Source organism: Arthrobacter sp. H35-D1, from assembly GCF_030063185.1.
In the GTDB taxonomy this organism is placed as follows: domain Bacteria; phylum Actinomycetota; class Actinomycetes; order Actinomycetales; family Micrococcaceae; genus Specibacter.
Genome location: NZ_JASISP010000026.1, coordinates 45,893 through 58,272 on the forward strand (window position 1 = coordinate 45,893; position 12,380 = coordinate 58,272).

Annotated in this window: 13 protein-coding genes; 11 read left to right on the plus strand and 2 right to left on the minus strand. The window is 64.1% G+C overall.

Translation table 11 applies throughout. The features are described from left to right. Nucleotides 1-8 precede the first annotated feature (8 nt). The 11 genes from QMG25_RS18045 to secG all read left to right on the plus strand — a co-directional run bounded on the left by QMG25_RS18045 (nucleotide 9) and on the right by secG (nucleotide 10,971). Nucleotides 9-752 carry an HAD hydrolase-like protein gene (locus tag QMG25_RS18045; protein ID WP_283462450.1) on the plus strand — a complete coding sequence of 248 codons (744 nt, stop codon included), beginning with the start codon at nucleotides 9-11 and terminating at the stop codon, nucleotides 750-752. Next, nucleotides 739-1,407, plus strand: a complete 669-nt coding sequence (locus tag QMG25_RS18050) for a lysophospholipid acyltransferase family protein (RefSeq protein WP_283462451.1) — start codon at nucleotides 739-741, stop codon at nucleotides 1,405-1,407. Before QMG25_RS18045 ends, QMG25_RS18050 begins: the two co-directional genes overlap by 14 nt. A gap of 3 nt (nucleotides 1,408-1,410) precedes the next feature. After that, nucleotides 1,411-3,453, plus strand: coding sequence for an excinuclease ABC subunit UvrC (gene uvrC / locus QMG25_RS18055; protein WP_283462452.1), 2,043 nt, complete (start codon nucleotides 1,411-1,413; stop codon nucleotides 3,451-3,453). Between the two features lie 66 nt (nucleotides 3,454-3,519). Next, a complete protein-coding gene (gene rapZ, locus QMG25_RS18060) occupies nucleotides 3,520-4,440 on the plus strand; it encodes an RNase adapter RapZ (RefSeq protein WP_283462453.1) in 921 nt (306 codons plus the stop codon). 2 nt (nucleotides 4,441-4,442) lie between these two features. Beyond that, a complete protein-coding gene (locus tag QMG25_RS18065; RefSeq protein WP_502866442.1) occupies nucleotides 4,443-5,438 on the plus strand; it encodes a gluconeogenesis factor YvcK family protein in 996 nt (331 codons plus the stop codon). A 28-nt stretch (nucleotides 5,439-5,466) separates the two neighbouring features. Then, nucleotides 5,467-6,447, plus strand: a complete 981-nt coding sequence (gene whiA / locus QMG25_RS18070; RefSeq protein ID WP_283462454.1) for a DNA-binding protein WhiA — start codon at nucleotides 5,467-5,469, stop codon at nucleotides 6,445-6,447. A gap of 108 nt (nucleotides 6,448-6,555) precedes the next feature. Beyond that, nucleotides 6,556-7,179 carry a superoxide dismutase gene (locus tag QMG25_RS18075; protein ID WP_283462455.1) on the plus strand — a complete coding sequence of 208 codons (624 nt, stop codon included), beginning with the start codon at nucleotides 6,556-6,558 and terminating at the stop codon, nucleotides 7,177-7,179. Nucleotides 7,180-7,407: 228 nt separating this feature from the next. Beyond that, a complete protein-coding gene (gap, locus tag QMG25_RS18080) occupies nucleotides 7,408-8,427 on the plus strand; it encodes a type I glyceraldehyde-3-phosphate dehydrogenase (RefSeq protein ID WP_283462456.1) in 1,020 nt (339 codons plus the stop codon). Then, nucleotides 8,424-9,662, plus strand: a complete 1,239-nt coding sequence (locus QMG25_RS18085) for a phosphoglycerate kinase (protein ID WP_283462457.1) — start codon at nucleotides 8,424-8,426, stop codon at nucleotides 9,660-9,662. Before gap ends, QMG25_RS18085 begins: the two co-directional genes overlap by 4 nt. Before the next feature lie 121 nt (nucleotides 9,663-9,783). Then, the gene (tpiA, locus tag QMG25_RS18090; RefSeq protein ID WP_283462458.1) at nucleotides 9,784-10,599 is read left to right on the plus strand and encodes a triose-phosphate isomerase; all 816 of its coding nucleotides are present in this window, start codon (nucleotides 9,784-9,786) and stop codon (nucleotides 10,597-10,599) included. 120 nt (nucleotides 10,600-10,719) lie between these two features. Beyond that, the gene (gene secG / locus QMG25_RS18095; RefSeq protein ID WP_283462459.1) at nucleotides 10,720-10,971 is read left to right on the plus strand and encodes a preprotein translocase subunit SecG; all 252 of its coding nucleotides are present in this window, start codon (nucleotides 10,720-10,722) and stop codon (nucleotides 10,969-10,971) included. 94 nt (nucleotides 10,972-11,065) lie between these two features. Here the strand turns inward: secG and pgl are convergent, their stop codons facing one another. Next, nucleotides 11,066-11,869, minus strand: coding sequence for a 6-phosphogluconolactonase (gene pgl / locus QMG25_RS18100; protein ID WP_283462460.1), 804 nt, complete (start codon nucleotides 11,867-11,869; stop codon nucleotides 11,066-11,068). Beyond that, nucleotides 11,866-12,380, minus strand: a 515-nt coding sequence (locus tag QMG25_RS18105) for a glucose-6-phosphate dehydrogenase assembly protein OpcA (protein WP_283462461.1), incomplete at its 5' end; no start/stop codon positions are given. The genes QMG25_RS18105 and pgl, both read right to left, overlap by 4 nt.

Sequence of the window (12,380 nt, forward strand, 5' to 3'; positions counted from 1 at the left end):
CTATGGACGTGACTACGCCCTCCCCCGCCATCAACATCTCCGCTGCCCGCACAGCCGTCATTTTTGACCTCGACGGCACCCTTGTGGACCCGGCAGGAGGGATTACAGGGGGCATTGAACATGCGCTGCGCAGCATGTCGCTGCCGGTCCCCGATGATGCCGTGCTCAACAGCCTGATAGGTCCCAAACTGGCCGATGCCCTGGTGCGCCTTGCCGGCGTGCCCGGAGCGGACGTGGAAGGTGTCATCGCCGTCTACCGGCAGTGGTACCGCGACCATGGCATGGCCATGTCGCTGGTGTATCCGGGAGTGCGGGAATTGCTGGCACAGTTGGCGCAGGACGGCGTGAGCCTGGCCGTTGCCACCCAAAAGCCCGAGCCGTTGGCGAAAAAGCTTTTGGCGCACCACGGCCTGGCAGACTTCTTTTTCGTGATTCGCGGTTCACATGCCGACGAGTCGCTCATGCCGGGGGACGAAGGCTACCGCCCCGGCAAGTCCGAGATCATCGCCGCCGCGCTGCAGGCCCTGGCCGAACGTCCCGACGGATCACAGCCGGCCGTGATGGTGGGGGACAGGCACCAGGATGCGGAGGGAGCCCGCAGCAACGGCCTGCCCTGCATTGGCGTTGGCTGGGGATTTGCCGCCGACGGCGAGCTGGCGGCGGCCGGCGTTGACACGGTGGTGCACTCAACGCAAGAGCTGGCAAGCGAACTGGCCTTGCGAGCGGGGAAGGGCAACCATGGCGCTGTATGACATGACCCGCGTGTTGACCCGCGGCACCATTGCCACGCTGTGCAGGCCCACCGTGGAAGGCCTGGCGAACGTGCCCGTCGACGGGCCCTTCATCGTGGCACCCAACCACCTGTCCTTTTTTGATTCCGTCATTGTGCAGGCGCTGACCCCGAGGCCGGTCTCGTTCTTTGCCAAGGCCGAATACTTCACCGGCAAAGGCCTCAAGGGCAAGGCCATGAAGACGTTCTTTGAGGCCGTGCACTCGATTCCGGTGGAACGCGGCGAACAGGCCGCCAGCGTCCAGGCGCTGAAAACGCTGCTGGACATCCTTGGGCACGGCGACGGGGTGGGCATCTACCCCGAGGGCACCCGCTCCCGCGACGGCATCCTGTACCGCGGCCGGACAGGCGTGGGGTGGCTGGCACTCACCACGGGGGCCCCCGTGGTCCCGGTGGGCATTGTCGGCACTGAAAAACTGCAACCCGCCGGGAAAAACACGTTCAGGCCGGCCAAGTTCACCCTGCGTTTCGGCAAGCCGCTGTACTTTGACAAGACGGGACCCGACCATTCCCTGCCGGCCCGCCGCCACGTCACGGACAGCATCATGGATGCCATCGCGGAGCTGACAGGGCAGCAGCGCAGCCCCAAGTACAACCAAAGCCCGAGCATCGAATAACCCATGGCAAATCCAGAGAGCTACCGGCCCAAGCCGGGCGAAATTCCCACCGACCCGGGCGTCTACCGCTTCCGGGACGAGAACGGGCGCATCATCTACGTGGGCAAGGCCAAAAACCTCCGCTCGCGCCTGAACTCGTACTTTGCCAACCCCGCCACCCTGCTGCCCAAGACCCATGCCATGGTCCACCACGCCACCAGCGTGCAATGGACCATTGTGGGAAGCGAACTTGAAGCGCTGCAGCTGGAATACACGTGGATCAAGGAATTCACCCCCCGCTACAACCTGGTGTTCAGGGACGACAAAAGCTATCCCTACCTGGCTCTTTCCATGGACGAAAAGTTCCCGCGGGTGCAGGTCATGCGCGGGGAGCGGCGCAAGGGCACCAAGTACTTTGGCCCCTACACTGCCGGTGCCATCCGCGAAACCATGGACACGTTGCTGCGGGTGTTCCCCGTGCGCAGTTGCAGCCCGGGGGTGCTGCGCCGGGCCGAACGCAGCGGACGGCCCTGCCTGCTGGGCTACATCGACAAATGTGCAGCCCCCTGCGTGGGGCGTGTCAGCGTTGCCGAGCACAAGGCCCTGGCCCAGGATTTCTGCGACTTCATGGGCGGAGAGGCCAAACGGTTCATAGTTGGCCTCGAAAAGGAAATGCGCGCAGCAGTCGCCGAACTCGACTACGAAAAAGCGGCTCGGCTGCGCGACGACGTCATCGCCCTGCGCAAGGTCTTTGAACGCAACGCCGTGGTGCTGTCCGAAGACACCAATGTGGATATTTTCGCCGTGGAACAAGACGAACTCGAAGCGGCCGTCCAAGTGTTCTATGTCCGCGGCGGCCGGATCAAGGGGCAGCGCGGCTGGGTTGTGGAAAAGGTGGAGGACGCAACAGCTGCCGAACTGTGGGAGCACCTCATGCAGCAGGTCTACGGCGTGGAGGCGGCACAACCGGAGTCGATGCCGCGCCAAATCCTGGTGCCGGAAATGCCCTCCAACCACGAGGAACTGGAACTCTGGCTGGGCGGACTGCGTCAAGGCAAGGTCTCCATCAAGGTGCCCCAACGCGGTGACAAGGCGGCCCTCATGGACACGGTCCAGGCAAACGCGCGCCAAGCGATGGTCCTGCACAAGTCCCGCCGCGCGGGGGACCTCACCAGCCGGTCCCTGGCCCTGCAGGAATTGCAGGAAGCCCTTGAATTGCCCATGCCCCTGTTGCGCATCGAGTGCTACGACATTTCCCATGTCCAGGGCACCAATGTGGTCGCGTCCATGGTGGTGGTCGAAGACGGTTTGGCCAAGAAAAGTGAGTACCGCAAGTTCGCCATCACCGGCGACGCCGCCATCGACGACACTGCCTCCATGCACGACGTCATCACCCGGCGCTTCAAGAACTATCTGGCCGAAAAAGCCGAGCGTGCACAGCTGGTGTCGGTCAGCGGCGAAATAGCTGCCGTACAGCCGGCTGGTGCCGGACAGCCGTCAGATGGGGCCCTGCCGGGGGAGAGCGGCACACTGCCGCGTTCCAAGTTTGCCTATCCGCCCAACCTGGTGGTGGTCGACGGCGGCGTGCCCCAGGTCAATGCGGCCGCCCGGGCCCTCACGGAGCTGGGCATTGACGACGTTGCCGTGGTGGGCCTGGCCAAGCGCCTTGAAGAGGTGTGGGTGCCGGGCAGCGACTTCCCGGTGATCCTGCCGCGATCCTCCGAAGGCCTTTACCTGCTCCAGCGGATCCGCGACGAGGCCCACCGGTTTGCCATCACGTTCCACCGGGCCAAGCGGGGCAAGGCCATGACGGCGTCGATCCTTGACACGGTTCCCGGCATGGGCGCCGCCAAGCAAAAAAGCCTGCTCGCGCACTTTGGTTCGCTGAAAAAAGTACGCTCTGCCACGGTGGCGGAGCTTGCCGCAGCAAAGGGCGTGGGACCGGTCCTGGCCCAGGCCATCCATGATTGCGTCAATCCGGCAGGAGCGGCCGCAGGAGCCGCGGCAGGCACGGGCGTCGAAGCCGCTCCCGCAGTGAATATGACCACCGGTGAGATTCTTGACTAGGCTGGCAGGGTGGCACCGGCCCGCAACGCCTGCCTCGCGCAGGCAAACAACCGACAGGGAAGAGCAATGACCGAACAGCAAGACACGTCCGCCGTCGACGGGGAACTGACGTCCGTGAAGCCTGTTGAATCGGAGCTGCTGGTGGTCACCGGCATGTCCGGGGCCGGGCGCAGCACCGCTGCCAACGCCTTGGAGGACCACGGCTGGTACGTCATTGAGAACCTGCCCCCGCAGATGCTCGGCACCTTGTCGGAGCTGGTGGCCCGCATGCCGGCGGCGCTGCCCAAGCTGGCCGTCGTCGTCGATGTCCGCGGCAAGGCGCTCTTTGCCGACATTCGCGAGTCCTTGAACGCGCTCTCCGCCGCCGGGGTGGCCTACCGCGTGTTGTTCCTCGATGCCAGCGACGAAACCCTGGTCCGTCGTTTCGAGCAGGGCCGTCGCCCGCATCCACTGCAACAGGACGGCCGCATCCTTGACGGGATTGCCGCGGAACGGGTGCTGCTGGCGGAAATGAAGTCGCAGGCGGAAATGGTCCTTGACACCTCCGTCATGAATGTCCACCAGCTCGGCACCGCCGTCACGGAGCTATTTTCCGAATCGGGCCCGGTGGTGTTGACCCTGACAGTCATGAGTTTTGGTTTCAAGTACGGCCTGCCCGTGGACGCGAACTATGTGGCCGACGTGCGCTTCATCCCCAACCCGCACTGGATCCCGAAGCTGCGCCCGCTGACGGGCCAGGACGAGGCCGTGAGCAACTTTGTGCTCAACGACAACGGGGCGGCGGACTTTGTGGACCGCTACGTCCACGCCCTGGAGCCCGTGCTTGAGGGCTACCGCCGCGAAAACAAGCACTACGCCACCATTGCCGTCGGCTGCACCGGCGGCAAGCACCGCTCGGTCGCGGTGGCCATTGAACTGGCCAAACGCCTGAGCCAGCTGCCGCGCGTGACCACCAGCATCCGGCACCGCGACTTGGGCCGGGAGTAGGCGTGTACACGGGAATCCTGCCGATCATCCCCGCGGCCAACAAATTGCCGAGCCCCGAGGCGGGCGTGCGCGTCGCCGCCTTGGGCGGCGGGCACGGCCTGTCCGCGTCCCTGTCCGCCCTGCGCCTGCTGACGGGGAACATCACCGCCGTGGTGACGGTGGCGGACGACGGCGGCTCCTCCGGCCGCCTGCGTGAAGAGTTGGGCGTCCTTCCGCCGGGGGACCTGCGCATGGCCCTGGCGGCCCTGTGCGACGACACCGACTGGGGCCGCACCTGGCGCGACGTCATGCAGCACCGCTTCAATTCCCGCGAAGGCGTCTCCGGTTCACTTGACAACCACGCCCTCGGCAACCTGCTCATTGTGACCTTGTGGGAATTGTTGGGCGACACCGTGGCCGGACTGCGGTGGGCCGGCGCCCTGCTGGGTGCCCGCGGGGAAGTGCTGCCCATGGCCAGCGTGCCGTTGACCATTGAAGGCCACGTGCGCGGCAATGGCACTCCGGGGGAGTTGATTCGCGGCCAGTCGCTGCTGGCGAAGGCCGGTGAAGTGGAAAATGTGCAGCTCATGCCCCAGGACGCACCGGCCTGTGCAGAAGCCGTGGCGGCCATCCACAATGCCGACTGGGTGGTGCTGGGACCAGGCTCCTGGTACACCTCGGTGCTGCCGCACCTGCTCCTGCCGCAAATGCGCGACGCACTGTGCAGCACCGGGGCCAAGCGCCTGCTCACCATGAACCTTGACGTCAACGATGCAGAGGCGGCCGGCATGAACGCGGCCGACCACTTGCACGTGATCTCCCGCTACGCCCCCAACTTCAGTGTTGATGTTGTCTTGGCTGATCCGCAGTCCATCGGGGACTTGACCGAATTCAGGGAAGCGGCTGCCATGCTCGGGGCCGAAGTTGCCTTCAGCCAGGTGGGAAGTTCCGGCGGCAACGCCGTCCACGACCCCCTGCGCCTGGCAGCGGCTTACCGCGATATTTTTGGGGAACACTAATGCTCGTGAAAGTGAAGGCTGAACCATCATGGCGCTGACAGCGGCGGTAAAAGAGGAATTGTCCCGGCTTGACGTCAAGAAGTCCTCGGTGCGCAAGGCGGAAGTGTCGGCACTGCTGCGCTTTGCCGGGGGACTTCACATCGTCTCCGGACGCATTGTCATTGAAGCCGAAGTGGACACGGCGGCCACGGCTCGGCGCCTGCGTGCGGCCATTGCCGAAATGTACGGGCACCAAAGCGAAATCGTCGTCGTCTCCGGCGGCGGCCTGCGCCGCGGGAGCCGCTATGTCATCCGCGTGGTCCGCGACGGTGAAGCACTGGCCCGGCAAAGCGGTTTGCTTGACGGGAGGGGCCGGCCCGTCCGCGGACTCCCGTCCGCCGTCGTCAATGGTTCCACCGCCGACGCCGAGGCTGTGTGGCGCGGTGCGTTCCTGGCCCATGGGTCGCTGACTGAACCGGGACGCTCCTCGGCACTTGAAGTGACCTGTCCAGGGCCCGAGGCGGCGCTGGCCCTGGTGGGCGCTGCACGGCGCCTGGACATTTCCGCCAAGGCTCGAGATGTGCGAGGCGTGGACAGGGTTGTCATCCGCGACGGAGACACCATTGCGGCCCTGCTGGTGCGCATGGGCGCCCACGACACCTTCCTGGTTTGGGAGGAGCGGCGCATGCGCAAGGAAGTGCGGGCCACCGCCAACAGATTGGCCAACTTTGACGACGCCAATTTGCGCCGTTCGGCCCAGGCCGCCGTCGCCGCCGGTGCACGCGTTGAGCGAGCACTGGAAATCCTGGGCGACGACGTCCCGGACCACCTGAAGTACGCCGGGGCCCTGCGGGTGGCCCACAAGCAGGCAAGCCTTGACGAGCTGGGCCGGCTCGCCGACCCGCCGCTGACGAAGGATGCCATTGCCGGGCGGATCCGCCGGCTGCTGGCCATGGCTGATAAAAAAGCGAAGGATGCGGGCATTCCCGGCACTGAGTCCAACGTCACTTTTGACATGCTCGATGGCTAAGGCACCTAGTATGAAAGAGTAGAGATACATGAACCGCCTGAAACTGGCGGCTCTGCAGCCGGGGCTTGATCCCGGCACCCCAACAGAAAAAATCGCAATGGAGGAACCGTGACTAAGTACACACTTCCGGAACTCAGCTATGACTACGCTGCCCTGGAACCCAACATTTCCGCCCGCATCATGGAATTGCACCACAGCAAGCACCACGCCGCGTACGTGGCCGGCGCAAACACCGCCCTGGATCAGCTCGCTGAAGCACGTGAAAGCAACAACTTCGCCAACGTGGCCAAGTACTCCAAGGATTTGGCGTTCAACTTGGGTGGGCACACCAACCACTCCATCTTCTGGAACAACCTTTCCCCCGAGGGCGGCGACAAGCCAGAGGGTGAATTGGCTGCAGCCATTGACGACGCGTTTGGTTCCTTTGACGCCTTCCGCGCACACTTCACGGCCGCAGCCATGGGCATCCAGGGTTCCGGCTGGGCCCTGCTGTCCTTCGAAGGTCTCGGCGGGAACCTCCTGATCGAGCAGTTGTTCGATCAGCAGGGCAACGTACCTGTGGCCACGACCCCGCTGCTGATGCTGGACATGTGGGAGCACGCCTTCTACCTTGACTACGTCAACGTGAAGGCCGACTACGTCAAGGCCTTCTGGAACATCGTCAACTGGGCGGATGTATCCAAGCGCTTTGCCGCTGCCAGCAAGAACGCCACCGGCTTGATCCTGCCGTAAGCTGGTGCCGCTCGGCTGTCGGGAGACAGCTGGGATGACCAATATATGGACGCCCGCTCCGTAAGATTTCCGGGGCGGGCTCCTTGGAACGTAATATGGATCACGGCGCGTGCTTAGCAATGCGCCACACAAGAAAGTCTCTGCCCAACGTCGTGCGGGAAACAATGGTTGAAGGTGACCTTCAACCTCACTACGCGTGCTCGCATGGGCACCAAGGAGAGAACTATCGTGACTACTCGCATTGGTATCAACGGGTTCGGCCGCATTGGCCGCAACTACTTCCGCGCAGCCTTGGCGCAAGGTGCAGACATTGAAATTGTTGCAGTCAATGACTTGACCAGCCCCGAGACGCTTGCCCACCTGCTCAAATACGACTCCGTCCAAGGGCGCCTGCCCGTTTCGGTGGAAGTTGTCGACGGCCACCTGGTTGTTGACGGCAAGACCATCACGGTGCTCGCCGAGCGCGACCCCGCGAACCTGCCTTGGGGCAAGCTCAATGTGGACATTGTCATCGAATCCACAGGCTTCTTCACCAAGGCTGCCGACGCGCGGAAACACATCGATGCCGGCGCCAAGAAGGTCCTCATCTCTGCTCCCGCCTCGAACGAAGACGTCACCATTGTGATGGGCGTCAACGACGACGTGTACGACCCCGCAACGCACCACATCATCTCCAACGCCTCCTGCACCACCAACTGCCTCGGCCCGCTGGCGAAGGTGCTGAACGACAACTTCGGCCTGGAGCGTGGCCTGATGACCACCATCCATGCCTACACTGCCGACCAGAACCTGCAGGACGGCCCGCACAACGACCTCCGGCGTGCACGGGCAGCAGCCATCAACATGATCCCCACCTCCACTGGTGCTGCCAAGGCCATCGGCCTGGTCCTGCCGGAGCTCAAGGGCAAGCTCGATGGCTTCGCCATCCGCGTGCCCGTCCCCACCGGTTCAGCCACCGACCTCACCGCCACCGTCAGCCGCGAGGTCACCGTTGAGGAAGTCAACGCCGCCTACAAGGCTGCCGCTGCTGAAGGCCAGCTTGCCGACTACCTGAACTACACCGAAGACCCGATCGTCTCCTCCGACATCGTCGGGGACCCGGCGTCGTCCATCTTCGACTCCGGCCTGACAAAGGTCATCGGCAACCAGGTCAAGGTTGTCTCCTGGTATGACAACGAGTGGGGCTACTCCAACCGCTTGGTCGACCTGACCGAGCTCGTGGCCTCCAAACTCCAAGGAAACGCATGACTCTCCACACCCTCGGCGAACTCATCGATGAAGGTGTCCGCGGGCGGTACGTGCTGGTCCGAAGCGATCTGAACGTGCCCCTTGACGGCTCGATCGTCAGTGACGATGGACGCATCAAGGCGTCCCTGCCCGTCATCACGGCACTGGCCAACGCCGGTGCCCGTGTGCTGGTTGCCGCCCACCTGGGCCGGCCCAAGGGCGCCCCCGAAGCCAAATACTCGCTGGCTCCGGCCGTCGCGCGGCTGGCCGAATTGGCGCCCGCATTGCAGGCAACGCTCGCCGGCGACACCACGGGCCCCGCCGCGCAGGCTGCGGCTGCGGCCTTGCCCGACGGCTCCGTGCTGGTGCTGGAAAATGTGCGTTTTGACGCTCGCGAAACGTCCAAGGACGACGGCGAACGCGCGGCTTTCGCTGCCGAGCTCGCCGCCCTCACGGGCGCCAACGGTGCGTACGTGGATGACGCCTTTGGTGCAGTCCACCGCAAGCACGCCAGCGTGTACGACATCGCCAAGGCGATGCCTTCCTACCAGGGCGACCTGGTGCGGACCGAACTTCAGGTGCTGCGCAAGCTCACCACCGAGTCGGAACGGCCCTACGTGGTGGTTCTGGGCGGCTCCAAGGTTTCGGACAAGCTCGCTGTCATCGACAACCTCATTGGCAAGGCTGACTCCATCCTTGTCGGCGGAGGCATGTTGTTCACGTTCCTGGCAGCTCAGGGTCACAAAGTGGGCGCCTCGCTGTTGGAGGTTGACCAGATCCCCGTTGTCAAGGATTATCTGGAGCGGGCGGAAGCAGCCGGCACCAGTTTCGTGCTTCCCACGGATGTTGTTGTAGCAGCGGGTTTCGCCGCCGATGCAGCCCATGAAGTGGTTGCAGCGGACGCCATGGAAGCCAGTGCTTTCGGTGCAAGCGGTCTTGGCTTGGACATCGGCCCCGACTCCGGTGACGCATTTGCCGCCGCCATTGGCCAGGCCAAGACGGTGTTCTGGAACGGCCCCATGGGCGTTTTCGAATTCCCCGCCTTCGCCGAAGGGACCCGTGCAGTTGCAGGGGCGCTGAGCGAGAACAGCAGCAACGGCGGCTTCACCGTGGTGGGTGGCGGCGACTCTGCTTCGGCAGTTCGTTCGCTGGGCTTTGCCGACGAGGCCTTCGGGCATATCTCCACAGGGGGAGGTGCCAGCTTGGAATACCTTGAAGGCAAGGAACTTCCGGGCCTGCTCGCGCTGGACCGCTAGGACCACTGGTGGCGGCAGGGTTTCGCTGCCGCCACTTGTTGCCGGAACCGGCTTTCGGCACAGAACTTCCCCACAGAACTGACACAGTTGTACTTTAAGTGAAGCAAGAAACGAGAAAACGATGACAACTTCAACCAATGGCTCCTTCGACCGGACACCGCTGATCGCCGGCAACTGGAAGATGAACATGGACCACGTCCAGGGCATCACCCTGCTGCAGAAACTGGCCTGGACCCTCTCCGATGCCCGCCACGACTTTGGCCGGGTGGAAGTTGCCGTCTTTCCCCCGTTCACCGACCTGCGTGGCGTCCAGACCCTCGTGCAGGGCGACAAGCTGAAGCTGGCCTACGGCGGTCAGGACCTTTCCGAGCAGGACTCCGGCGCCTACACCGGCGACATCTCCGGTGCCTTCCTGAACAAGCTCGGCTGCACCTATGTGCTGGTTGGCCACAGCGAACGTCGCAGCATCCACGGCGAGGGCGACGAGCTGCTCAACGCCAAGGTCAAGGCCGCGTTCCGCAACGAAGTGACCCCCGTGCTTTGTGCCGGTGAAGGCTTGGAGATCCGCCAGGCCGGCACACACGTGGAGCACACTTTGGCCCAGGTCCGTGGCGGCGTCTCCGGCCTGAGCGCCGAGCAGGCCGCGGAACTCGTCGTCGCCTACGAACCGGTCTGGGCCATTGGCACCGGCGAAGTGGCGGGACCGGGCGACGCGCAGGAAATGTGTGCTGCCATTCGCGCCGAACTGAGCGAACTCTTCGACGCAGCGACGGCGGCCAAGACGCGGCTGCTGTACGGAGGTTCGGTCAAGGCAGCCAACGTGGGCGACATCATGGCCGAGCGCGACGTCGATGGCGTCCTGGTGGGCGGGGCAAGCTTGGATGCCGGCGAGTTCGCCAGCATCGCCCGCTTTGAAAGCCACCTCGTCACCAAGTAGCACCAACGCTGCAGTTTCAAGATTGCAGTTTTCATACCGTCACGCTGCGTGTGCATTGGGAAAGTGCCGGTGGACACGGCTAGACTTTAGACAAATCGTTAACATGCTGAAAGGCCTCACGTGCAAACACTACAAATTGCCCTGCAGATTCTCCTGGGCGTCACCAGCTTGCTGCTGACCCTGTTGATCCTGCTGCACAAGGGCCGTGGCGGCGGCTTGTCGGACATGTTTGGCGGCGGCATGAGCTCAAACCTCGGTTCCTCCGGCGTGGCTGAGCGCAACCTGAACCGCTTCACCGTGATCTTGGGGATTGTCTGGGGTGCTGTCATCATCGGACTGGGCCTTGTCATGTCCTATGGAAACCTCAACTAGAGGCACAATCCACGCGTACCACGAAAAAGGTCCCGTCCGGCACATGCCGGACGGGAACTTTTTTGTTGGGCTTGTTCCCCGTTGAGCTTGAACGCTAGCTGTCGCCGCGCATGAGCGCTGCGGGAACCTTCGCCGCAGCAGCCTGGTCCAACAGCCACATGGTCTTGTTCCTGCCCCGTGCACCGGAAGCCGGCACCTGGACTTCATTGGCGCCGGCCAAGCCAAGACCGACGGCCGCAGCCTTGTCCGCGCCCGCAGCCACAATCCAAATCTCCTGGGCCGAGTTGATGGTTTCAAGGGTCAGGGAGACACGCAACGGCGGAGGCTTAGGTGAGTTCTGCACTCCCACCACCGGAACACCCTTCGCGCGGATGCCCGCCATCTCCGGGAAGAGCGAGGCGACGTGTGCGTCGGGGCCAAGGCCCAGCAGCAGCACGTCGAAGCGGGGGAAGGGGGGCGCCTCGGCCGGGGACGCGTCGTCGTTCTCCCACTCCGCCCGGGCGGCGCTTGCCAGCTCGGCGGCATACTGTGCAACGGCCTCGTCAAGCCGGTCGACCGTGTCCGAGGCTGCCATGGTGTGGACGCGGGCAGGATCCACCCGAATGTGGTCCAGCAGCGCCTCTGCGGCTTGGCCGCAATTTCGATCGGGGGAATCGGCTGGCACAAACCTGTCGTCGCCGAACCAGAAGTTCACCTTGGCCCAGTCAACAGCCAAGTGGGCCGGCGATTGGGCCACCGCGCGCAGCGTGGCAATGCCAACACTGCCGCCGGTCAACACGAGCGTGGCCTCGCCGCGTTCGCTCTGCACGTCGAGCAAGCGGGTGATGAGCCGTGCCGCCGTCGTCGCTGCCAGCACCTCAAAGGTGGGGTGGAGGGTGATACGTACGTTTGAACTCATGGGTGCACAACCTTTTCCTCGGCCAGGAGCCGTTTCAGGCCCTCGGTCACAACTTCGCCAAACACTTCATCGGGGTCCAAGCGGCGCAACTCCTCCGCCAAGCAGTCCTGGAGCGAGCGCCGCGGCAGGGCGATCTGCTGCTGCGGCTGCCCCGGCTGTTTGAGCACGGCGTCGATGGCCCCTGGACGGTTCAGTTCCACGCTGCCCCCGGCACGGTCAATGACCACCGTGTGAATGCCCGTGCCATCATCTTCGGTGACGGTGATGGGCACATCCAGTGCCCGGTACAGCCAGGCAGCCAGCAACAAGGTGCTGGGGGAGTTGCTGGATCCAGCAACGAGCAGGCTCGTCACGGGACTGTTGGAATCATACTGGTCCAGGGCGGCAGCGAGCTGGATGCGCCAGTTGGTCAGCCGGGTCCAGGCCAGGTCGGTGTCGCCGGCCGCGTAGCTGTCTGCGATGTGCAACAGCGCTGCCCGGGGATCTGCCGCATTGGCGGAGTCGGTGATGC

Excerpts from the sequence above, each read along its gene's own strand:
- tpiA (WP_283462458.1), top strand. The coding sequence starts at position 9,784 with ATGACAACTTCAACCAATGGCTCCTTCGACCGGACACCGCTGATCGCC.
- whiA (WP_283462454.1), top strand. The coding sequence starts at position 5,467 with ATGGCGCTGACAGCGGCGGTAAAAGAGGAATTGTCCCGGCTTGACGTC.
- rapZ (WP_283462453.1), top strand. The coding sequence starts at position 3,520 with ATGACCGAACAGCAAGACACGTCCGCCGTCGACGGGGAACTGACGTCC.
- QMG25_RS18085 (WP_283462457.1), top strand. The coding sequence starts at position 8,424 with ATGACTCTCCACACCCTCGGCGAACTCATCGATGAAGGTGTCCGCGGG.
- uvrC (WP_283462452.1), top strand. The coding sequence starts at position 1,411 with ATGGCAAATCCAGAGAGCTACCGGCCCAAGCCGGGCGAAATTCCCACC.
- QMG25_RS18050 (WP_283462451.1), top strand. The coding sequence starts at position 739 with ATGGCGCTGTATGACATGACCCGCGTGTTGACCCGCGGCACCATTGCC.
- pgl (WP_283462460.1), bottom strand. The coding sequence starts at position 11,869 with ATGAGTTCAAACGTACGTATCACCCTCCACCCCACCTTTGAGGTGCTG.